We start from the raw sequence: 21,308 nt of genomic DNA on the forward strand, positions 1-21,308 counted from the left end.
GCTCCAAGGCACGCGCGCCAGTGACGCGCAAGCAGTGCCTTCTCGCCCTGACGGGAGAGGAGCTTTGGTTTCAGGCTTGGTCGAGCGCTTGGCGCAGCGGGGTCAGGAAGACTTCGGCGCGTTCGCGGGCGCTGCGCACGTCGGTAGCTTCGGCCAGGGCGGCGACCAGGGCGCTGCCGACTACTACGCCGTCGGCATCTACGGCCATTGCGGCGGCGCTGGCGGCGTCCTTGATGCCGAAGCCGGCCACCACCGGGGCGCCGGCACGCCGGCGCAGCTGGCGCAGGCGGTCGCCTGCCGCGTTGGTGTCGAGCAGATTCGAGGCGCCGGTGACGCCGGCGAAGCTGACGTAATACAGATAGCCCTGGGCGCTGCTGCACAGCATGTCCAGGCGCTCTTCACTGGTGGTAGGCGATGCCAGCGCGATCAGGGCCAGGCCGACCTCGGTGAAGATGCCGCGGGTCTCGGCCGCTTCTTCGGGCGGCAGATCGACCAATAGCAGGCCATCCACACCGGCGGCGACGGCCGATTCGGCAAAACGCCTTGTGCCGTGTATCTCGATCGGGTTGAGGTAGCCCATCAGCACCACCGGCGTGGTGGCGTCTTCGCGGCGGAATGCGTGCACCGCTTCCAGCACATAGGCCAGGCCGGCGCCACGGCCCAGCGCGCGTTCAGAGCTGCGCTGGATGGTGGGGCCGTCCGCCATCGGGTCTGAAAACGGCACGCCGAGTTCGATGACATCGGCACCGGCACGCACCAGCGCGTGCATCACCGGCACGGTGGCTTCCAGCGACGGGTCGCCGGCGGTGATGAAGGGAATGAGCCCCTTGCGGCCATCGGCACGCAGACGTTGAAACGTTTCGTCGATACGACGCATTGAAAGACCTTGAAAAAGTTAGCTGCGGTGCGACCGCATCAATGGATGCCCTGGTAGATGGGCGTGGGCAGTTCGGTCAACGCCTGTGCGTGGACCTCGACGTCGAAACTGTCCAGGCAACAGCCGCAGCCGCTGTTTTCCGTGCACGTACGAATCTGCGGCGCCCAGCGGTCCAGCCAGCGAACAGCAGGTCCTTATCGCCGGGATGGTCCGCCAGCGCGGTTACCGTGCCGTGCCGCAGCGACATCAGACCTGCAGGCCTTCGCGCGCGGCGATGGTGTGCATGTCCTTGTCGCCGCGGCCGGACAGGTTGCACAGGATCAATGCGTCCTTGGGCAAATCGCGCGCCAGCTTGATCGACTGTGCCACCGCATGGCTTGATTCGAGTGCGGCCAGAATGCCTTCGGTATGCGCCAGCAGATGGAACGCGGCCATCGCTTCGTCATCGGTGATGCCCTGGTACACCGCACGACCGCTGTCGGACAGGAACGAATGCTCCGGGCCGACGCCCGGGTAATCCAGGCCGGCGGAGATCGAATGGGTTTCGGTGATCTGGCCGTCGCCGTCGCAGATCACATAGGTGCGGTTGCCATGCAGCACACCGGGGCGGCCGGCTGCGATGGAGGCGGCATGACGGCCGGTGGCGATGCCGTCGCCCGCCGCTTCAGCGCCGTAGATCTTGACGCCCGGGTCGTTGAGGAATGCATGGAACAAACCGATCGCATTGCTGCCGCCGCCGACGCAGGCGCTGAGCGCATCCGGCAGCCGACCGTAGTCTTCCAGCATCTGCGCGCGCGCCTCACGACCGACGATCGCGTTGAAGTCGCGCACCATGCGCGGATACGGATCCGGGCCGGCAACGGTACCGATAATGTAGAAGGTGTCCTGCACGTTGGTGACCCAGTCGCGCATCGCTTCGTTGAGCGCGTCCTTGAGCGTGGCCGAGCCGGAGGTCACCGGTATCACCGTCGCGCCGAGCAGCTTCATGCGGTAGACGTTGATCTTCTGCCGCTCGATATCGGTGGCGCCCATGTAGACCACGCACTCCAGGCCCAGCCGCGCGGCGACCGTGGCACTGGCCACGCCGTGCTGGCCGGCGCCGGTTTCGGCAATGATGCGGGTCTTGCCCATGCGGCTGGCCAGCAAGGCCTGGCCGATGGTGTTGTTGATCTTGTGCGCGCCGGTGTGGTTGAGGTCTTCGCGCTTGAGCAGGATCTGCGCCCCGCCTACTTCCCGGCTCAGGCGCTCGGCGTGGTAGATCGGGCTGGGCCGGCCGACGTAATGCTTGAGATCCTTGTCGTATTCGCCCATGAAGGCCGGGTCCTGGCGCGCCTGGTCGTAGGCGGCGGACAGTTCCTGCAATGGGCCGATCAAGGTCTCGGCGACGAACCGACCACCGAATTTGCCGAAGTGGCCGGCAGCGTCCGGATAGGCGTAAAAGTCACTGATAGGCTGGGCCGACATGGGAATCCTCCGCAGCGATGCTGTCATACGAGAAGCAAGCACTTTAGCGCAGCCAGCCAGTGCAATAAATCGATAAGATTGCCGCAACCTGTGACCTGGACTCACATATGAGCATATTGCTTCCGCCGCTGGCAGCGCTGCGCGCCTTCGAGTCCGCCGCGCGCCTGCAGAGCGTCAGCCGGGCCGCGCAGGAACTGCACGTGACACATGGCGCAATCAGCAGACATATCCGCACGCTCGAGCAATCCGTCGGTGCGGCATTGTTCGCCAAGCAGGGTCGCGGTCTGGTGCTGACCGCTGCAGGCACCCGACTGCGCGAGGCCAGCAGCGAAGCGTTCTCCTTGCTTGGCAGCGCCTGGGCCGAGCTACGCCAGCGCAGCGGCGATGCGCCGCTGGTGCTGGGCTGCTCCGGCAGCCTGCTGGCGCGCTGGATCATCCCGCGCTTGGCAAGGCTAAACATGGATCTGCCGGACATTCGCTTGCACCTGGTCGCGCAGGAGGAAGACCCAGATGACGCGCTTTCGGGCTTGGACGCAGTAATGCTGTTGGCGACACCGCCTTGGCCTGGCAATTGGCAGGTGCAAACGCTTGGCGATGAGCGCATTGGACCGGTCCTCAGCCCGCGCCATCCGCTGGCAGCGACATTGCACAACGCATCGCCGCAGGCATTGCGCAACGCGCCTTTGCTGCAAGTGCGATCGCGGCCGCAGGCATGGTCGCAATGGGCGAAGCAGGCAGGTATAGAGTTGCATGACAGCGCATTCGCCGCAGAATTCGAGCATTTGTACTACTTGCTCGAAGCGGCAAATGCCGGCCTGGGCATCGCGATCGCACCGCAGCCACTGGTCTCGGAAGACATCGTAGCTGGCCGACTGCTGGCCCCATGGGGCTTCTTCGCGACTGGCGGCCAGTGGTTGCTGGCGAGCCCACGCCGCGGCAAGGACCCGCGCGTAGATCGGTTAGCGCAATGGTTGCAACACGCTATGGAGTCTCCTGCGCAACCCGACATCGACGGAGGATGAGTGCGCGTTGCGCATGCCCGATAGCACGTTCGCACAGGCCAACGGGCCGGCAGCGACGGCGCCTACAAGCCTGAACGCAAGGTGCTGCACGATGCACGCAATGCGCCCAAGGCGGATTACGTCTGTCATGCCTGATATTAAGCAAATTCAGCCGACCTAACTCTCAAGTTTTTTCGCTTCTGAATGCATCAATTCGTCGCAACACATACGCTTCTCGAAAAATCTCCGAAACTCCAAGTGCCAGATGTTAATTGCGAATCGCAATAAGCAGCATAGATTCTATGAATGCAGCAAGCAGGAAACGCAATTTCCTGGCCGTCCTTTGATGCATTTGCGCGACGCAGAGAGCGTCTACAGAGCAGGCTTGGCGCGACGATGACGCATGGACTTCCTTGGCTTTGTTGCGCCCCCTGCACGGGACTATCGGCGGATCGACCGGGGGAGCATTCAACCGATGCAGCGTTACACCGGCACGTCAGCAGGATAAATCCACAACCAGGGAGATGCAGCGGACTTCATTACTCACATCGCATTGTGCCGGTGCCGATCATATGCACCATGCGCCACCATCGTCGGCGTGGCCGACGTATCGACCGGAGCTGAAATGATGAAGGCAGCACAACCCTCAACAACGTTGCGATCTGCTCGCAACTCGCAGCCGGAAAATGTACATGAGGAGGCAGACCAGACCAACACCGTGGACAACACAACAGAACACTTGCAGGCCACAACAGCGGGATCCAGCCGATTGCCGAGCACCCGCCCTCCGCGCAGGCCAGCATCTGGCGGCGAGTCCGGCTCTGCCGGTCACATCACGCAGCCGTCCCTGGAGAGGCTGCCGACAATCGATCTAGAAACCAGCCAAGACTCGTGGCCGCCGCCCTCGCCGAGACAAGCGCAAGGCAGCACCAGCAGCACGCAGCAACAAAGTAGAGAACTGGCAGCGCGCACAGGAGCTTTGGCGCGTATGACGGGAACCGGTTGGTATAACGATCTTAAAAATTGCGGCGAAGAGATAGCCAGCCAATCCAGAAACGCGGCGCAGAGCGCCCATGACAAACTCTTCACAGGCATGAATCAAACCTCGCCCGCTCTCATGATAGCGGGCGATGCGATAAGGGCCATCGCCCAGGATTTGCTGCTGGACCGGCTACCCAGCAGTACCGCCTTGGGAGCCTACGCCGGCCACTCCCTGCAGCAACTGGCGAGCTGCGGCATTCCCACCTTCGCGCGCGAAGTGACAATGTTGAACATCTACAGACTCCTGGCCAACTCCAAATTCGCCAAGGAAAATCCGTTCGCCATCGTCGGGATGCAGAGCATGGTGTCGATGATGGCGATCCTGGCGCATGCCAAGGTGCGTCAACCACGCATGCGACGCGACCAGATCGCTGCGGTTAAAGGCCATTTCGGCATGAGCGATGCGCAATGGGACGCGCTGCCCGAAGCGGAAAAAACCAAAAATATGGCGATTCAGCGCGCCGATTCGCGCCGCGTGACCGCCAATCAGGTCATCGCCGAAAGCGGATTTCTGACGATGAGTTCGCTAGCTGCAGCAGCTGGCGATTGCACGATCCCCTCGCAAGTATTAGCGACTCAACTGCGCAATATCGTCTATGCGGGAATGCGTGAACTCATACAGGCCAGCATGAAAATGGTAGCGACCCGAGGACCGTCGACCAGCGGGGTCAATGACAACAACATGAGTGCAATGGCAACTTCTTACACGCTCACCAGCTTGCTGTCCACATCCGCCGCCAATATAGCGGTTGAGAGCATCGAGCAGAATAGAGAACCGCGGATGCCCGAGGACATGGACATGAGTGGATTTGGAGAATCCGCCGCCATTGCCGCAGTGCGGGCGCTGTTCAATACTGCCGTGGAAGTAGTAGACGCGGCATTGACCAAGCACTACGAGACCAGTCAGGTCGGCGGGGAACAAACCTTCAACGTCGGCGACAAGCTGCCGATGACCGACCATGATCGCTTACTGGACAACTCTATCGCACGTTTTTCGTGGAATCAATTGGCCGGTATGATCAATCTCGCGATGTCTAAGGTTGCCGAGTCCAGCAACTTGGCAGCGCGAAGTGATTCAGCCTCAGTTTTCCTGTCCGCCACATCCACGGCCGCTGGGTTCGGGCTGTCTTATCGCAATACGAACCAGACCTATCAGGCACACGCCAGGGTGCGCAGTGCGGTGGCCGCGCAACGGCAAGTTGTCGCTCTGGAGGCAATTAGCGAAACGCCGGGAGCCGTTGCGCCTAGCAGCGAGCAGTGGACGCGGAGTCAACCGGATCAACCGCCTGCTGACAGAATGCAGGAAATTGGCAGCTCCTTGACGACGATCAGTGAGTCAATTGAGCCCCCGCTCGGATAAACCCTGTGGCAGATGCCAACGGGAACGCGCGGGCGAATCGCTGCGCTGCGAGAACTAGCGCACGAATGCATTGCAATACACGTTCTCCAGCGCCCCGTAACGAAACCGGCATGGCGTCCCGCTACAGCTTCGCACGGGCATGGGCACGGAGCCTTGGCGCTTGTGCGTGGGACGCAACGTGGCCTAGTGTCGAACAGGACTGGGCGTTGACGCACATGAAATCGCCGCGCAGGCGAGGCCGCGAAGTGCATGGCAATCGGCTGTTGGCTGTTGGCTGGATCAGCTCATTTCGTGGCAGTCAGCGCGGCGCACTTCGTCAACGAACTTGCGCATCATGTGGCCGTCCTTGATCCCGGGCGCCAGTTCCACGCCGCTGGACACATCTACGCCCCACGGCAGCGTCGCCACGATCGCATCGAACACGTTGTCGGCGTTGATACCGCCGGCCAGCAGGAACGGGCGATGAAGGCCGGTCGGCAACCGCGACCAGTCGAATGTCTTGCCGGTGCCGCCACCAGCGCCGGGCGCATGGCTGTCGAACAGGAAACCGGCCGTATTGGGATAGGCGAGCTGCAAGGTGCGCGCGTTGGCGTCTTCGCCATTGACGGGGGTGCTGCCCATCGGCACGGCCTTGAGATAGGCAAGATTGAAACTGCGGCAGAACGCGTCGTCTTCTTCACCATGGAACTGCAGCAAGGTCGGACGCACGGTGCGCACCACTTCGCGCACTTCTTCCTTGGAATTGTTGCGGAACAACGCCACCACATCGACCATGGGCGCGGTGGCCTGGCGCATCGCGCGTGCCTCGGCCGGCGCCACGCGGCGCGGGCTGCCGTGCGCAAAAATGAAACCTACCGCGTCCACACCCAGCTCGCCGGCCAGTCGAATATCGCCGGCGCGGGTCATGCCACAGAACTTGATGCGGGTGCGATACAGCGATCGATTCATTGGGTGACCTCGGCGGGCAGATGCCACTCTGCGGTATACAACGGCCCGATAAACACCAGGCCTTGTGGCGGCGCTGTCGGCCCGGCCATAGTGCGGTCGCGTCCGGCAAGCAACGTCGCGATCCAATCGACCGGTTGTTCACCGGTTCCGACCAAGATCAGCGAACCAACAATATTCCGCACCATGTGATGAAGGAATGCATTGGCCTGGACCTGCACCTCCACCACCTCGCCAATCCGCTGCACGCTGATGGCCTGCAAGCTGCGGCGTGCATGCGGCGCCTGGCATTGCACACTGCGAAATGCGTTGAAGTCATTCTCGCCCAACAAGGCCTGCGCGGCTGCGTGCATGGCGCCTGCATCCAACGGGCGACGCTCCCAGCTCAAAATCTGCCGATACAGCGCAGGGCGTATCTGACGATTGAGCAGGCGATAGCGATAACGGCGTGCACGTGCAGAAAACCGCGCATGGAAGTCGGCCGCCGCCGGCACGCACCAGCGCACCGCGATCGATGGCGGCAGCCGCGCGGTGGTGCCCAACATCCAGCTGCGCGGGTCGCGGCGGGCATCGCTGTCGAAGTGCACCACCTGGCACTCGCCGTGGACGCCGGCATCGGTGCGGCCTGCGCAGACCACCTGCACCGGGGCATCGGCGACCGACGACAAGGCCGCCTGCAACCTGGCCTGCACCGTTGGCCCGCCGTGCTCGCCCAATTGCTGCCAGCCTTGAAACTCGCTGCCGTCGTACTCCACGCCCAGCGCGTAGCGCATTGGAACCTGCCTATTGTTGAATCGATTGAGTGTGCGGACCAAGAGCGGCCGAAAAAACTTGGCGAACGGTCGTCACGGAGGCGCACATGGCGCGAAGGAAGCGCAGTGCACGAGTGGTGCTGCCGCACCGAGCACCGGCCGCGCGCGCCCGATGGTGAGCGCAGCCGTTCTGTCAGTCGCCCTGAGCGGCGGCGCGCTCGGACCACACTGCCAGCGTCGTGCCACCCGGCTCGCGGAAATGGAACCGGCTGCCACCAGGGAAACCGAACACCGGCTTGACGATCTCACCACCGGCGGCACGGACGCTTTCAAGCACTGGCGCCAGATCGTCGGCATACAGCACCAACAGCGGGCCACCTTCGGCCGGTGTCGGCACAGTTGCACGGTAGAAACCACCGTCAAGGCGCCCGTCGTTGAAGGCCAGGTAGTCCGGGCCATCGGCCTGAAATTGCCAGCCGAACACGTGTTCGAAAAAGGCGCGGCTGGCGTTCGGATCGATCGAGGCGAACTCCACGTAATCGATGCGCCGCTCGCGTGCAGCGCTCTTGTCTGCGGCAAGGCTGTCCATGGCCGGGCTCATGTCAGCTGCTCCAGCAATTCAGCCGCTTCGGCGCGGGTGGCTTCATCGCCGGTGGCGGCGACTTCCAGCAACAGGCCACGTGCGGTGTCCCTGTCGCCCAGATCCATGTAGGCCACCGCCAGCTCAAGCCGGTCGCGGCCTGCGCACGCGAACTCCCTGCGCGTCTGTGCGCTGGGCGCGGCGACGGGAGCCACGGGGGCTTGCTCGACATCCAGGCGGTCCTGGGTGACAACCGCTGCGTGCGGTGCTACCGGTGGGAGATCGCTGACCGCGTGGTCTGGCGAAATCTGAGGCTCGGACGCAACATACTCGGGTACCACCACTGGTGCTGGCAGCGGCGTTGCACGCAGCGAACGCCAGTCCTCGCTGGTGACCACGACCGGCGCAGGCGCTGGCTCGGACAACAATGGCTCGCGGCGCAACGCCTCCGACAGCGGCGGCTGCGCTTCGTAAGCGCGCTCTTCTTCGCGCAGATCGGCCTGCTCGAATTCGGTCTCATGCACCACATCGTATTCGCTGGGCTGCGTAGCGGGCTCGGCATCCTGCGGCTCTGCCGTCTCAGCAGCGGCGCCGGCAGGCACGACGTCGAACTGACGACGCGGCAATGGCGGCAGCGGGGAAGGTTTGCGGCGACGCGCGGCCAGCCATGCGACAACCGCCGCAACGATCAACACCAGCCCACCGATCAGCCACAGCGGGAAGCCGCCGCCCTGATCCGCCGCAGCCGGCGTCTCCGACAGGCGCTTCTGCGCGGCCGCCAAATCGGTGTTTTTCATGGCGATCAAGGCTTGCTGTTGCTGTTTGAGTTTTTCCAGATCGGCCACGCGCGTGCGCAGATCCTGCAATTCGGCATCGCGGGTAGCGATGTCTTCTCTGGCCTGTTGCAACTGTTGATTGGCCGCCATCTCGCCCTCGCCTTCGGCACTGGTACCGGACGTGGCGCCGGCCTTGTTGGTCTGACTCGCCACTGCAGGCGCGATTTCGAGCCGCGCGCCAGCGCCCGCAGTGGTGGGCGCAGCAGATGTTGCGGGTGTGGGCGGTGTTGCGGCCGCTGCGCCGGCCTCGGCCGGCTGCGGAATCGCCGAGCGCGCCTGCCGCCACTGGTTGACCTGCTCGCGCACCATCACCGCCGCTTCGGCGGCACCGACCTGTGCCAGCGCATCTTCCTGCGGGGTACGCAGCACCGCGCCCTGCTTCAGGCGGTTGATATTGCCGGCGATGAAGGCGTCCGGATTGGTGCGCAACAACGCCAGCATGGTCTGATCCAGCGAATGCCCGCTGGAGCGCGCCACTGCGGCGGCGATTTGCGACAAGGTCTGGCCGGAGCGCACCGCCGGCAACGCATCGCCAGACTGAGCGGAAGCGGCAGCGCTTGCACTGCGGCGCGCAGTTGGTGCGGCGGCGTTTTGATCGGCGCCTTCGGCAGCCGGCACCGAGACTGAGGACTGGCGTGTGATCGTATTGCTGGCCCCGGCGCGCGGCGCTTCGATGGCCGGCTCGGCAAGCCCCGCGTCGGTGTTGGGCGCATCGACCAGCGCGGAATACTCGCGCACCAGACGCCCCTGACCCCACTCCACTTCGATCAGGAAGTTGATCGCCGGCTGGTCGACCACCTGGCTGCTGGTCACACGGATCACCGCACGCCCGCGCGCGTCCTGCGCGAACTTGAACTGCAGGCTGCTGACCAATCCCTGCGGGCGCTCCAGGCCGACACGCGCGAAGGTGGTCGCAGATGCCAGCGCCACGCGTGCGTTGTCGAGTTCGCCTGGGTCGTTGGAGATGACCGGAATCTCAGCCACCAGCGGTTGCCCAGGCTTGGACAGCACCCGGATATCGCCCAACCCCAATGCCATGGCAGCACCGCTGCACACCATCAGCAGCAACGCACCTATCGCTTGTATCGGACGCATCGCGCCCCCGCCCCTATGTTTCATGTGCATCAATATAGCCGCTGGATGAGCGAAAAAGTCGGCCATCTCGCGCAGAGTGCCACTGCGGGCGCGCTGCCGCGGTGCGGCAATGTGTATGGCGATCTATGCGCGGTCATCTTGTGCGGCCATCTTTGCAGGGCAACGACTGGCCGCATCAAACGTTGAGGCTTGCATTGTGTGCGTGCGTGCCGCGCTGCGCGCATGGCAGGCGCATTGCATTGGGCATTGGGCATTGGGCATTGGGTGCTGTCTAGCAGCGCAACCGATGTGATCGCTAGCGAATTGCAGCTCTACGCAAAGCGGGCTTGCGCGCGCTCAGGTCTTCCGAAGAAAACCCCATCGCAGGCAAGCCCGCTCGCGCACATCAAGCCTTCGGGCAGCGTTGGATCACAACCGGCGAGCCGGCGCATGCTCCAACGTCTGGCCCTGCTCAGCCTTCGTGTGCGACCAGCTCGGCCAGCTGCACGGCGTTGAGCGCGGCACCCTTGCGGATGTTGTCCGAGACGATCCACAGATTCAGACCACGCGGATGCGACAGATCCTCACGAATACGGCCGACGAACACCGCGTCCTTGCCTGAGGCGTGCGTGACCGGGGTCGGGTAGCCGCCGGGCTTGCGCTCGTCCACCACCTCGATGCCGGGCGATGCTTCCAGCAGCGCGCGTGCCTGCTCGGCAGTGATCTTGTCGCGCGTCTCGATCGCCACCGCTTCGGAGTGACCGTAGAACACAGGCACGCGCACTGCGGTTGGATTCACCATGATCGCGTCGTCGCCCAGGATCTTGCGGGTCTCCCAGACCAGCTTCATCTCTTCCTTGGTGTAGCCGTTGTCCTGGAAGTCGTCGATGTGCGGGATCAGATTGAACGCGATCTGCACCGGGAAACGCTGCGGTTCGATCTGCTGGAAGCCCAGCAGTTCGCTGGTCTGCTTGCCCAGCTCTTCCATCGCCGAACGCCCGCCGCCGGAGACCGATTGGTAGGTCGCCACATTGATGCGCTCGATGCCGTACTTGCGGTGGATCGGGCCGAGCGCGACCAGCATCTGCATGGTCGAGCAATTGGGGTTGGCGATGATGCCGCGCGGACGCTGCTTGAGCGCTTCAGGATTGACTTCCGACACCACCAGCGGCACGTCGTCGTCGTAACGGAACGCGGAAGAATTATCGATCACCACCGCGCCGGCAGCGGCGAACTTGGGGCCGTATTCCTTGGACACGCTACCGCCTGCGGAGAACAGCGCGATGTCCACGCCGGTGGGATCGAAGTCGGCCAGATCCAGGACATCGACCTTGCCGCCATTGAAATCCACTTGCCCGCCGGCCGAACGCGACGAGGCCAGCGCGTACAGGGTGGCGACCGGGAAATTGCGCTCGGCCAGGATGCTCAGCATGGTCTCGCCGACAGCGCCGGTGGCGCCCACGACCGCGACGTTGAAACGACGGTTTTCGTTGCTCATGAGATTGTCTTTATCGAAAGAGGAAAGAGGGGAACGCGCTGCGCAGTGGGTTCGGGGAACCTCCAAAGCTGGCCGCGGAGGTTCCCTATCGTTTGGTCGAAATGGTTTTGGTCGCGCCGGTTTTGATCGCGTCACTCTCGCTCTCGCCGACATTCGCGGCGCCCTGTTTGGCAGCGGCAACCGCATCGGCATTGAGTGCACTTGGCGGATGCCGTGCATTGGGGCCCTGGCCAAGCGCAGCGATCAGGTTGTCCACCGCCAGCTGCACCATGGCCCGGCGCGTGGCCAGGCTGGCGCTGCCGATATGCGGGGTGAGCACCACGTTGTGCAAGGCCAGCAGCTCGGGGCGTACCACGGGCTCGCCCTCGTAGACATCCAGGCCGGCACCGGCCAGGCGCCCGTTGGCGAGCGCATCGGCTAGCGCGATCTCATCGACCAGGCCACCGCGTGCGATGTTCACCAGCGTGGCAGACGCGCGCATCTTGCTTAGCGCTGCGGCATCGATGATGTGGTGCGACTGCCTGGTGTAGGGCAACACAAGCACGAGATGATCGGACTGCGCCAGCAACGTGTCGAAGTCCACGTATTGCGCGCCAAGCACCTGTTCGGTCTCTGCCGGCAACTGGCTGCGATTGTGATACAGCACGCGCATGCCGAAGCCGTGCGCGCCGCGGCGGGCGATGCCCTGCCCGATCCGGCCCATGCCCAGAATACCAAGCGTGCTGCGGTGGACATCGGCACCGAGCATGGTCTTGAACGACCACTGCCCCCACTGCCCGTCGCGCAGCCAGCGCTCGGATTCGGTGATACGGCGCGCAGTGGCCATCAGCAATGCGAAGCCGAGATCGGCAGTGGTGTCGGTCAGCACATCCGGCGTATTGCTGGCCAGGATGCCGGCTGCACTGAGCGCGCCGAGATCGAGATTGTTGTAACCCACACCGACATTGGCGATCGCGCGCAACTGCGGTGCGGCGGCGATTTCTGCCGCGCCGATGCGCTCGTTGAGGGTGATCAAGGCACCGTCCAGCGATGCCAACCGCGCGGCCAGTTCAGCCGGCGAATACGCAGTAACGCGCTCGGTGGTGGTCAGCTCGAAATGTTCGCCCAACTGCGCGACGACATCATCGAACAGGGGCTGGCTGACCCACACCTTGGCGCGCCGCGACTCAGACATCGAGTTGACCGGGAATCCGCGGCGACACTTCGCCGACATCGCCGCACTGGGCGCGATGACGCAAGGCCTGATCCATCAGCACCAACGCCACCATCGCCTCGGCGATCGGCGTGGCGCGAATGCCCACGCAGGGGTCATGCCGACCGGTGGTGATCACATCCACCACTATGCCGTCGGCATCCACCGTGGCGCCGGGCAGGCGCAGGCTCGACGTCGGCTTGAGCACCATCGAGGCGGTGATCGCCTGGCCGGTGGAAATGCCACCCAGGATGCCGCCGGCATGATTGCTGAGAAAGCCTTCCGGGGTGATCAGATCGCGGTGCGCGGTGCCCTTCTGCGCCGCACTGGCGAAGCCGTCGCCGATCTCCACGCCCTTGACAGCATTGATGCTCATCAGTGCGGCGGCCAGTTCGGCATCGAGCTTGCCGTAGATCGGCTCGCCCCAGCCCGGTGGCACGCCACCGGCCACCACGTCCACGCGCGCGCCGACCGAATCGCCGGATTTGCGCAGCGCATCCGTGTAGGTTTCCAGCACCGGTACCTGCTCGGCATGCGGCCAGAAAAACGGATTGTCCTCGACCGCATGCCAGTCGAAACCGGTCGGGCGAATCTCGCCCAGCTGCGACAGGAAGCCGCGCACCAGCACGCCGTAGCGCTGCTTGAGCCACTTCTTGGCGATCACGCCGGCGGCCACGCGCATGGTGGTTTCGCGCGCGGACGAGCGCCCGCCACCACGCGGATCGCGGATGCCGTACTTCTGCCAATAGGTGTAGTCCGCATGCCCGGGACGGAACTGCTGGGCGATGTTGCTGTAGTCCTTGCTGCGCTGATCGGTATTGCGGATCAGCAAGCCGATCGGCGTGCCGGTGGTGCGACCTTCGTAGACACCGGACAGGATCTCGATGGCGTCTGCTTCGCGGCGCGCCGAGGTGTGTCGGCTCTTGCCGCTGGCACGCCGCTGCAGATCATGCGTGAATTCTTCCGGCGCGATTTCCAGACCTGGAGGGCAGCCGTCGATGACGCAGCCGATGGCCGGCCCATGCGATTCGCCGAACGTACTCACCGTCAGCAAGCGACCAAAACTGTTACTGCCCATGACGGCATCCTCTCAACATTGCAGCAGGCGGCGTGGTGCGCAGGATGCGCGGCAGATGACGTGCCGCCACCAGCATCGGTGCCACTGCCAACAAGACGCCGAACACCATCGGAAACACGTACAGCTCGTCCTGCCCACTGATCAGCCAATCGGCGAGCAGGTAGAGCGCAACGCCGATCCCGCACAGCAAGCCGAGTGCAACGATCAAGGTACGACGCCGATGCGCGCGCAAGGTCGCATCCGAACTGGCAACCCCGATCCACGCCGAGACAAGGCCGAAAAACGCCATCCAGCCAAAGACGATCTCTGCCGCCGTACTCAGCCAGCGCTGTGGCGAGGAGCTAACGTACATCGGGTCGAACAAGCGAAATACCACGTCGAGCAAGACCAGCGGAATACCAACACCGAAGATGGACACCGGCACCAGCAACAGGATATCGCTCAGCTGCGGGCGCGTTGTGGACGACTCAGCGCGCACTGGCCAACTCGGCGATGCGCGCGCCGTGCGCAATCAACTCGCGGCATTCGACTGCAAAGATGCCCATTTGCCCGACCTTGAACTCGACCCAGGCCAACTCCACTTCCGGCAGCAACTTGATCAGGTGCTGCTCGGACTCGCCCACTTCGCAGATCAGCAAACCGTCTTCGCTGAGGTGCTGCGGCGCATCGCGCAGGATCTTCAGCACCAGGTCCAGGCCATCGTCGCCCGCACGCAGACCCAGTTCCGGTTCGTAGGAATACTCCTGCGGCAGCGCGTCGGTTTCGTCGTTGGTGACGTACGGCGGATTGGTGACGATCAGGTCGTACTGGCGACCGCCCAACCCGGCGAACAGGTCCGACTTGAGCAGGGTGACGTTGTCGGCATGCAGGCGCGCCTTGTTTTCGGCAGCCAGTGCCAGCGCGTCGTCGCTGATGTCCACGCCGTCGACCTCCCACTGCGGGTTGTAGTGGCCCATGGCGATGGCGATACAGCCCGATCCAGTGCACAGATCCAGCGCACGGCTCACCTCGCGGCCGCCCAGCCAGGGCTCGAAGCCGGCGTCGATCAGTTCGGCGATCGGCGAACGCGGCACCAGCGCGCGCGCATCGCTCTTGAAACTCAAACCGGCAAACCAGGCCTCGCCGGTGAGATACGCCGCCGGCACGCGCTCGACGATGCGGCGCTCGAACAAGCCCAGCACCTGCTCTTTTTCCGAGCGCAACAGACGCGCCTGACCATAGGCCGGGCCGAGATCGTGCGGCAGATGCAGGATGTGCAGGGCTAGCTGGGTAGCTTCGTCCAGCGCATTGTCGTAGCTATGGCCGAAGGTCAGACCGGCTGCATTGAAACGGCTGGTGCCGTAGCGGATCAGGTCGATGATGGTGTGCAGTTCGTCGGCCGCGGCGGCAGTCATGGCAACAACTAAAAGAGGAATCGGCTCCCGATTATAGAGGTCGGATCGGTATCATGAGCGTCCGTTTCAGTGGAAACCGCCATGTTCAATCGCAATACCGGCATTGTGCTGCTGGTGGCGCTGGCCGCCGGCCTTGGGCTGTTGCTGGGCCAGAAGTTCCTCGGCGCCGCGCCAAGCTCGCCCTGGCCACCCACCAAAACCATCACCTTCTATCCGCAGCCGCGCACCCTGCCGCAGTTCGGCCTGCGCCAGTCCGACGGCACCCAGTTGGTATCCGGTGAGTTGAAGGGACATTGGACGCTGGTGTTTCTGGGCTTCACCTTCTGCCCGGACGTCTGCCCGACCACGCTGACCGATCTGGCGATGGCGCAGCAGCAATGGGAAAGCATTCCCGACGGCTTGCGCCCGCGCGTGCTGTTCGTCTCGGTGGACCCGCAGCGCGACCCACCAGCGCGCCTGGGCGAATACGCGCATGCCTTCCACAAGGACACGCTGGCTGCTACTGCCGACGTGCCGGCGCTGGAACGCTTCGCTACGGCGCTGGGCTTCGTGTTCCAGAAGGTGCCGGGCAAGGGCTTTGCGCAAAATCCCAACAACTACAGCATGGATCACTCTGCCGGCATCGCCGTGCTCGACCCGCAAGGCCGCCTGGCCGGCCTGATCCGTCCCCCGCTCCAACCGAAGGCGATCGCCGCCGACCTCCAACAGCTGACCAAGGGAACCGCTCCGTGAGTCTCGTCACTTCCCTGACCTACGTGCTGCCGCACCGGTTGTTGTCTTCGTTGGCACGCGCGCTGGCCTATTCCGACACGCCGTCCACCAAGCAATGGCTGATCGACACGGTGACGCGCAAGTTCGGCGCGGACCTGAGCGAGGCGCTGGAACCGGACCCGCGCGCGTATCCCACCTTCAATGCGTTCTTCACCCGCGCCCTGAAGCCGGGCGCACGCGTTGCCGACGCCGATCCTGCGGCACTGTTGATGCCGGCCGACGGCCGCATCAGCCAGCTCGGCCCGATCGAAAACGGCCGCATCTTTCAGGCAAAGGGGCAGTCGTTCACCGCTGCCGAATTACTCGGTGATGCGCAGGCCGCGCTACCGTTCAACGATGGCCTGTTCGCCACCGTCTACCTCTCGCCCAAGGACTACCACCGCGTGCATATGCCGTGGACCGGCACCTTGCGCGAAACAGTGCACGTGCCCGGCCGCTTGTTCAGCGTGGGCCCGGATGCCGTGCGCAACGTGCCGCGGCTGTTCGCGCGCAACGAGCGCCTGGTGTGCCACTTCGATACCGACTTCGGACCAATGGTCTCGGTGATGGTGGGCGCGCTGCTGGTGTCGGGCGTGGAGACGGTGTGGAGCGGCGTGGAGATTCCGCGCTATGGCGATCGCATGACGCGAAAGGATTATCGCGGCCAAAACATTCGCTTGGAGCGGTTTGCGGAGATGGCGAGGTTTAACTATGGCTCGACCGTCATAGTTTTGCTGCCCAAGGGCGTGGCCACGCTCGATGGAGCACTTGCCGCAGAAACATCGGTGCGTCTGGGACAAGCGCTCGCATATCGGCAAGTGGTCTAAAGCGCGGCGGCGCGCTTGGTGCATTGGCACTTCACTCGAATGAGGCGCAGCAGGGCACCGGTCACTTGGATGCCCGTTAACGCTGCTTGCCAGATTTACCGATCACAACCAGCCAGCTTGATGCTCTGCCCCGGCTTGAGCGCATACGACGGCGCTTTCAATCCATTGGCCTTGGCAAGCGTCTTGATCTCGCACTGGTACTTCTGCGCCACGCGGCCCAGCGTGTCGCCCTTGGCGACGGTGTAGCTGCGCGCCTGCTTGGCCTTGGATTTGGCGATCGCCGGCTGGCCGGTGGCGACCGTGGTCGGCACGCCGGCCATCTGGCTGACATCGCCCACCGCCACGCTGGGCACGTATTCGATGGCAGTGCTGCGTACGATCGCACTGTTGAGGTCGGCAGTGATCAGCGTGCGTGCCAGGTCCGCGCGGGGGCCGTTGACGCAGTAGCGCGTGTACAGGCTGGCGATGCGGTTGGTGGCATTGATGACGATGCCGGCAGGAATCCAGCCATCGGATTCATAGCGCGGGTTGAGATTGCGTAGCGCGCGCATATAGCCGTCGCGCGTGCCCATGCTGCCCAGGCAGATGGTGAGTTCGTAGATGGTGGTCGACTTGGCCAGCTTCAGCGTGGCCGGCTGCGCGTCGAGCTTGGCGAAATCCACGCCGTACTGACGCGGGTGCAGGAAGATCCATGCCGCCGCGATCACCATCGGCACGTAGTCCTTGGTTTCGGCCGGGAACTGGTTGTAGACGTCCTGCTCCCAGAACCCGCGCCCGCCGCTCTGCGAGAACACGCGCGCCGCGCGGCCCTCGCCACCGTTATAGGCTGCCAGCGCCAATTCGATGTTGCGGTTGAGCTCGGCCATGCGCTCGTTGAGGTACGCGGCGCTGGCCTCGGCGGCGCTGCGTGCATCGAAGCGCGTATCGAACCCGGTACCGTCCGGGCCCAGCCCGAAACGACGCCCGGTGGCCGGCATGAACTGCATCAGCCCGGCAGCACCGGCACGCGAACTGGCGTGCACCTTGCCATTGGATTCCTTGGCCATGATGCCGAACAACAGCGCTTCAGGCAGACCACGCTTCTGCCATTCCGGCCACATCACCCCGCGCAGGCTGCTGTAATTCTCGTAGCTGGTCAGTAGCGCAGGGCGCATGTCGGTCAGCCAGCGGCGGATACCGGCCTGCACCGCCGGGTTGTACTGCACCATCTTGTCAAAATCGTGGCGTTGGTCGTTGAGCAAAGTGGCGGCACGCGCGGCCTCGGGCACGCCGTTCGCCGCCGGGCCAAGGTGGTCCGGGTCGGCTTGCAGCAGGGTGTCGTCGTCTTCCGGATCTTCAGCGGCCGGCGCTTCGGCATCGGCACGCGCCTTCAGCAGGCGCTTGTAGGTGGCCAGTTGATTGGCGACCATGCAGCCACGCTGCTTGATGCAGGCGTCGATGACGTCTTCCATGTCCTCCAGCGCCGCGTCGCCTTCGGCAGTGCCTTTGGGGTCGGAGTTGTTCACCAGCACCAGCGCAGCGCGATAACGATTTTCGGCGGCGGCCATGCGGGTATCGAGCACGGCAGTCTTCTCCGTGTCGCGTTTGGAGATGGCGTGGGCAGCGGGGACGACGAACATCAGCGCGAACACGGCCAGGACCGGCCATGGGCGCGAAGCAAAATAAGCGAGCGGCATCGTAGGCAGTACAGCGGAAAGGCAGGCAGGGTAGCCGCCGGGGCGACACCGGGGCAAGGCGGTGGGGCCGGCAGGGTCAGTGGGCCGTTAGATTGGTCGATGGATTGGGTGTGTGGAATGCCTGTTTGGTTACCGGACGAAATTCGCGCGCAGCGCTGCTGCGCGTTTTACGGCTTGCTGGCTTTCCCGCTCCCGCATGCGAGCTGGATTTGCCCACCGCCAGTGACTGCCGGTCATTGCCGGATGGAATTGCCGGATAGAATCGGGCCTTTACTATCGGATCTGCGCAATGGCCTCGTTCCTGCTCGGCAAAGGCGTTACCGACGACATCCCGGTGATGCTGGAAGGACGCTTCGGCAACCGCCACGGCCTGGTGGCCGGTGCCACCGGCACCGGCAAGACTGTCACCTTGATGACCCTGGCCGAAGGCTTCTCGCACCAGGGCGTGCCGGTGTTTCTGGCCGACGTGAAAGGCGACGTCGCCGGTCTGGCCGTTGCTGGCGACGGCGCACCCGGCGTGCTGCAGCGCGCCACGGATGTAGGCATCGCCGACTACGCGCCCACTGCCAGCCCGGTGGTGTTCTGGGATCTGTACGGCCAGCTCGGGCACCCGGTGCGCACCACCGTCAGCGAGATGGGCCCTACCCTGCTCGCGCGCATTCTGGAACTCAACGACACCCAGTCCGGCGTGCTCGACATCGTGTTCAAGCTGGCCGACGACCGCGGACTGCTGTTGCTGGACCTGGACGACCTGCGCGCACTGCTCGCGTTGGTGGTGGAAGAACGCAAGCAGCTGTCCACCAGTTATGGCCTGGTCTCCAGCCAATCGGTGGCAGCGATCCAGCGCTCCTTGCTGCGCCTGGCGCAGGACGGCGGGGAGCACTTCTTCGGCGAACCGGCGCTGGAGCTGGCCGAACTGATGCGCGTTGCACCGGACGGCCGCGGCGTGATCGGCATCCTGGCGGCCAACCAGTTGGTGCTCAAGCCGAAGCTGTATTCCACGTTTCTGCTGTGGCTGTTGTCGGAACTGTTCGAGCGGTTGCCCGAAGTGGGCGATCTGGAACAACCCAAGCTGGTGTTCGTCTTCGACGAAGCGCACCTGCTGTTCGACGACGCACCCGCCGCGCTGGTGCAGCGTATCGAACAGGTGGTGCGGCTGATCCGCTCCAAGGGCGTTGGCGTGTATTTCTGCTCGCAGTTTCCCGACGATATTCCGGACAATATCCTTGGACAGCTAGGCAATCGCGTGCAGCACGCGCTGCGCGCCTACACCCCGCGCGACCAGCAGGCAGTCAAGACAGCGGCGCAGACCTTCGTCGCCAATCCCAAGCTCGACGTGGCCACTGCGATCTCCAGCCTGGGCACCGGCGAGGCGCTGGTGTCGCCGCTGCAAGGCAAGGGCGTGCCCGCGCCGGTGCAGCAGACCCTGATCGCCCCGCCGCGCTGCCGCATGGGCGCCATCAGCGCACCCGAACGCGCACAGGTGCGCGCCGCCAGCCCGGTCGGCACCCGCTACGACACCGCGATCAACCGCGAATCGGCCGCCGAACGACTGGCACGCCGCGTCGAACAGGTCGCCGAACACAACGCCGCACCACCGGCGCGCACCCGCGCAGAGGACGACGCCCAGGACAGCGGCTTCGGCAAGGCTGTCAAGGACGCCGTGTTCGGCACCAGCCGCCGCCAAGGCATGCTCGAAGCGATGGCCAAGCAGACCTCACGCACGGTTGGCAACAAGATCGGCCAGCAGATCGTGCGCGGCATCTTCGGTAGCATTTTTGGTGGCAAGCGCTGAGCACAGTGTCACCACAGACGTGCTTGCTTACGACGAAGCGTTACCAGCGAGGCATTGCATGCAAGCGCGCTCTTGCAACACCAAATTCGCACAGCAAGCAGACTCGTAAGCTGCAAGGATATGCATCTGCCATCACGACATTAATCTTATTTTCAACACGGGCACAGCGCTCGCTGAGCAGAAAGCAAATCAAGACGACCCACCCACCGCGTGGCTAGCGAGCAGGCAACATCTACCCGCTGGCCACTACGTCGGCAAGCTGCACCCAGACAGCACGCAGTGTCAGGCCGTCCGCGCAGAACTCTGGATTAAAGCCACTAAAGGAAACAAAGAAAGCCGGCGATATAGTCTGAAGACGACATGTATCGCACCCGAAACGCAACGCAGCACAGCCACCACGACCGAACGCGGACCGTGGTGGCTCGATAAAGTGGGAGACGAGTGCCTGATGCTCTCGCGCGACGACGTCTCTGATCTCTCGCTCAACCCGAGTATGTATGGATTTCGGATCAACGAGGACACTGCTCCGAAGGGACAGCAAGCCAGTTTTTCATTAACTCAAGACGGCCACGACTGCCATAATGGCAGTCCGCCAGAACGCCGCGAGAAGGTATTGAGACGCGTCCGCTAAGCGCGAGCCCGTGCGTCAGCGCGCTGCGAGCTTGCTGACTTGCATGGCGTAGGCAGCTCGAAACGCTACCCCAACACGCCATGCAACTTGACGTACTGCAGCACATGATGGTCTTGGCATCGGCGATTTCGCCGGAATCTATCATCGCCAGCGCTGTATGCAGCGGCAGTTCCAACACTTCGATCTCTTCGCCATCCTCTTCCAGTCCGCCGCCCTCGCTGACCTTGTCGCCGTCGAAGTATTCGCCGACAAAGAAAGACAGACGCTCGGTCACCGAACCCGGGCTCATGAATGCCTCGAACACCTTGCGTACGTTGTCGATCCGGTAGCCGGTTTTCTGTTCGGTTTCCTTGCGGATGCAGGTCTATGGATCGTCGCGATCGAGCAGGCCGGCACAGGCTTCGAGCAACATGCCGTCGGCGTTGCCGTTGAGCAGCGTGGGCAATCGAAATTGGCGGGTCAGCATCTGAGGTATCCCCACGTTTTTCAGCCCATGACCATCTGGTTGTAGACGTGTTCGGGCAGTGTGCGTAATCG

17 protein-coding genes and 1 pseudogene are annotated in these 21,308 nt (G+C 63.8%); 5 read left to right on the forward strand and 13 right to left on the reverse strand.

Annotated elements, in window-relative coordinates:
• Positions 1 to 70: 70 nt before the first annotated feature.
• Both trpA and trpB read right to left on the reverse strand, forming a co-directional pair.
• Positions 71 to 877, reverse strand: coding sequence for a tryptophan synthase subunit alpha (trpA, locus tag XpopCFBP1817_RS02245; protein ID WP_128415800.1), 807 nt, complete (start codon positions 875 to 877; stop codon positions 71 to 73).
• Between the two features lie 246 nt (positions 878 to 1,123).
• Positions 1,124 to 2,341 carry a tryptophan synthase subunit beta gene (gene trpB / locus XpopCFBP1817_RS02250; RefSeq protein ID WP_128415801.1) on the reverse strand — a complete coding sequence of 406 codons (1,218 nt, stop codon included), beginning with the start codon at positions 2,339 to 2,341 and terminating at the stop codon, positions 1,124 to 1,126.
• Between the two features lie 107 nt (positions 2,342 to 2,448).
• Here trpB and XpopCFBP1817_RS02255 point away from each other — a divergent pair, with 107 nt between their 5' ends.
• A complete protein-coding gene (locus XpopCFBP1817_RS02255) occupies positions 2,449 to 3,363 on the forward strand; it encodes a LysR family transcriptional regulator (protein WP_128415802.1) in 915 nt (304 codons plus the stop codon).
• A 577-nt stretch (positions 3,364 to 3,940) separates the two neighbouring features.
• Positions 3,941 to 5,743, forward strand: coding sequence for a hypothetical protein (locus XpopCFBP1817_RS02260; RefSeq protein ID WP_128415803.1), 1,803 nt, complete (start codon positions 3,941 to 3,943; stop codon positions 5,741 to 5,743).
• A 279-nt stretch (positions 5,744 to 6,022) separates the two neighbouring features.
• On the opposite strand, the gene XpopCFBP1817_RS02265 is transcribed toward XpopCFBP1817_RS02260, so the two are convergent.
• From XpopCFBP1817_RS02265 to prmB, 9 genes are all read right to left on the reverse strand, one after another.
• Entirely contained in the window at positions 6,023 to 6,691 is a 669-nt protein-coding gene (locus XpopCFBP1817_RS02265; RefSeq protein ID WP_128415804.1) for a phosphoribosylanthranilate isomerase, read from the reverse strand.
• Positions 6,688 to 7,461, reverse strand: a complete 774-nt coding sequence (gene truA, locus XpopCFBP1817_RS02270; RefSeq protein WP_128415805.1) for a tRNA pseudouridine(38-40) synthase TruA — start codon at positions 7,459 to 7,461, stop codon at positions 6,688 to 6,690. The genes XpopCFBP1817_RS02265 and truA overlap by 4 nt, the downstream gene beginning before the upstream one ends.
• A 172-nt stretch (positions 7,462 to 7,633) precedes the next feature.
• Positions 7,634 to 8,041 carry a VOC family protein gene (locus XpopCFBP1817_RS02275; RefSeq protein ID WP_128415806.1) on the reverse strand — a complete coding sequence of 136 codons (408 nt, stop codon included), beginning with the start codon at positions 8,039 to 8,041 and terminating at the stop codon, positions 7,634 to 7,636.
• The gene (locus XpopCFBP1817_RS02280) at positions 8,038 to 9,951 is read right to left on the reverse strand and encodes a type IV pilus assembly protein FimV (RefSeq protein ID WP_167393788.1); all 1,914 of its coding nucleotides are present in this window, start codon (positions 9,949 to 9,951) and stop codon (positions 8,038 to 8,040) included. The genes XpopCFBP1817_RS02275 and XpopCFBP1817_RS02280 overlap by 4 nt, the downstream gene beginning before the upstream one ends.
• Positions 9,952 to 10,402: 451 nt before the next feature.
• Complete coding sequence (locus XpopCFBP1817_RS02285; RefSeq protein ID WP_128415808.1) at positions 10,403 to 11,428, reverse strand: aspartate-semialdehyde dehydrogenase; 1,026 nt, start codon at positions 11,426 to 11,428, stop codon at positions 10,403 to 10,405.
• An 85-nt stretch (positions 11,429 to 11,513) separates the two neighbouring features.
• Positions 11,514 to 12,602 (reverse strand): 2-hydroxyacid dehydrogenase, encoded by a 1,089-nt coding sequence (locus XpopCFBP1817_RS02290; protein ID WP_128415809.1) that lies wholly within the window; start codon positions 12,600 to 12,602, stop codon positions 11,514 to 11,516.
• Complete coding sequence (gene aroC / locus XpopCFBP1817_RS02295; protein WP_128415810.1) at positions 12,595 to 13,698, reverse strand: chorismate synthase; 1,104 nt, start codon at positions 13,696 to 13,698, stop codon at positions 12,595 to 12,597. Before aroC ends, XpopCFBP1817_RS02290 begins: the two co-directional genes overlap by 8 nt.
• Entirely contained in the window at positions 13,688 to 14,176 is a 489-nt protein-coding gene (locus XpopCFBP1817_RS02300) for a hypothetical protein (RefSeq protein WP_128415811.1), read from the reverse strand. Before XpopCFBP1817_RS02300 ends, aroC begins: the two co-directional genes overlap by 11 nt.
• The gene (gene prmB / locus XpopCFBP1817_RS02305; protein ID WP_128415812.1) at positions 14,166 to 15,092 is read right to left on the reverse strand and encodes a 50S ribosomal protein L3 N(5)-glutamine methyltransferase; all 927 of its coding nucleotides are present in this window, start codon (positions 15,090 to 15,092) and stop codon (positions 14,166 to 14,168) included. Before prmB ends, XpopCFBP1817_RS02300 begins: the two co-directional genes overlap by 11 nt.
• 81 nt (positions 15,093 to 15,173) lie before the next feature.
• Here prmB and XpopCFBP1817_RS02310 point away from each other — a divergent pair, with 81 nt between their 5' ends.
• Together XpopCFBP1817_RS02310 and asd are read left to right on the forward strand one after the other, a co-directional pair.
• Positions 15,174 to 15,824, forward strand: a complete 651-nt coding sequence (locus tag XpopCFBP1817_RS02310; RefSeq protein ID WP_128415813.1) for an SCO family protein — start codon at positions 15,174 to 15,176, stop codon at positions 15,822 to 15,824.
• Positions 15,821 to 16,669, forward strand: a complete 849-nt coding sequence (gene asd, locus XpopCFBP1817_RS02315; RefSeq protein ID WP_128415814.1) for an archaetidylserine decarboxylase — start codon at positions 15,821 to 15,823, stop codon at positions 16,667 to 16,669. The genes XpopCFBP1817_RS02310 and asd overlap by 4 nt, the downstream gene beginning before the upstream one ends.
• 95 nt (positions 16,670 to 16,764) lie before the next feature.
• On the opposite strand, the gene XpopCFBP1817_RS02320 is transcribed toward asd, so the two are convergent.
• Positions 16,765 to 18,345: a transglycosylase SLT domain-containing protein gene (locus XpopCFBP1817_RS02320; RefSeq protein WP_128415815.1), complete on the reverse strand. Its 1,581-nt coding sequence runs from the start codon at positions 18,343 to 18,345 to the stop codon at positions 16,765 to 16,767.
• Between the two features lie 289 nt (positions 18,346 to 18,634).
• Between XpopCFBP1817_RS02320 and XpopCFBP1817_RS02325 the strand changes: the two genes are divergently transcribed.
• Positions 18,635 to 20,140, forward strand: coding sequence for a helicase HerA-like domain-containing protein (locus tag XpopCFBP1817_RS02325; RefSeq protein WP_128415816.1), 1,506 nt, complete (start codon positions 18,635 to 18,637; stop codon positions 20,138 to 20,140).
• Positions 20,141 to 20,836: 696 nt separating this feature from the next.
• On the opposite strand, the pseudogene XpopCFBP1817_RS02335 reads toward XpopCFBP1817_RS02325, so the two are convergent.
• A pseudogene (locus tag XpopCFBP1817_RS02335) lies at positions 20,837 to 21,237 on the reverse strand (NUDIX hydrolase); the annotation flags it as partial.
• Positions 21,238 to 21,308: the final 71 nt, after the last annotated feature.

Origin of the sequence: Xanthomonas populi (assembly GCF_002940065.1) — a bacterium.
Lineage (GTDB): Bacteria > Pseudomonadota > Gammaproteobacteria > Xanthomonadales > Xanthomonadaceae > Xanthomonas > Xanthomonas populi.

What these genes read in the sequence shown, in the direction of transcription:
- trpA (WP_128415800.1), bottom strand. Translation starts at nt 877, where the DNA reads ATGCGTCGTATCGACGAAACGTTTCAACGTCTGCGTGCCGATGGCCGC.
- trpB (WP_128415801.1), bottom strand. Translation starts at nt 2,341, where the DNA reads ATGTCGGCCCAGCCTATCAGTGACTTTTACGCCTATCCGGACGCTGCC.
- XpopCFBP1817_RS02255 (WP_128415802.1), top strand. Translation starts at nt 2,449, where the DNA reads ATGAGCATATTGCTTCCGCCGCTGGCAGCGCTGCGCGCCTTCGAGTCC.
- XpopCFBP1817_RS02265 (WP_128415804.1), bottom strand. Translation starts at nt 6,691, where the DNA reads ATGAATCGATCGCTGTATCGCACCCGCATCAAGTTCTGTGGCATGACC.
- truA (WP_128415805.1), bottom strand. Translation starts at nt 7,461, where the DNA reads ATGCGCTACGCGCTGGGCGTGGAGTACGACGGCAGCGAGTTTCAAGGC.
- XpopCFBP1817_RS02275 (WP_128415806.1), bottom strand. Translation starts at nt 8,041, where the DNA reads ATGAGCCCGGCCATGGACAGCCTTGCCGCAGACAAGAGCGCTGCACGC.
- XpopCFBP1817_RS02280 (WP_167393788.1), bottom strand. Translation starts at nt 9,951, where the DNA reads ATGCGTCCGATACAAGCGATAGGTGCGTTGCTGCTGATGGTGTGCAGC.
- XpopCFBP1817_RS02285 (WP_128415808.1), bottom strand. Translation starts at nt 11,428, where the DNA reads ATGAGCAACGAAAACCGTCGTTTCAACGTCGCGGTCGTGGGCGCCACC.
- XpopCFBP1817_RS02290 (WP_128415809.1), bottom strand. Translation starts at nt 12,602, where the DNA reads ATGTCTGAGTCGCGGCGCGCCAAGGTGTGGGTCAGCCAGCCCCTGTTC.
- aroC (WP_128415810.1), bottom strand. Translation starts at nt 13,698, where the DNA reads ATGGGCAGTAACAGTTTTGGTCGCTTGCTGACGGTGAGTACGTTCGGC.
- prmB (WP_128415812.1), bottom strand. Translation starts at nt 15,092, where the DNA reads ATGACTGCCGCCGCGGCCGACGAACTGCACACCATCATCGACCTGATC.
- XpopCFBP1817_RS02310 (WP_128415813.1), top strand. Translation starts at nt 15,174, where the DNA reads ATGTTCAATCGCAATACCGGCATTGTGCTGCTGGTGGCGCTGGCCGCC.
- XpopCFBP1817_RS02320 (WP_128415815.1), bottom strand. Translation starts at nt 18,345, where the DNA reads ATGCCGCTCGCTTATTTTGCTTCGCGCCCATGGCCGGTCCTGGCCGTG.
- XpopCFBP1817_RS02325 (WP_128415816.1), top strand. Translation starts at nt 18,635, where the DNA reads ATGGCCTCGTTCCTGCTCGGCAAAGGCGTTACCGACGACATCCCGGTG.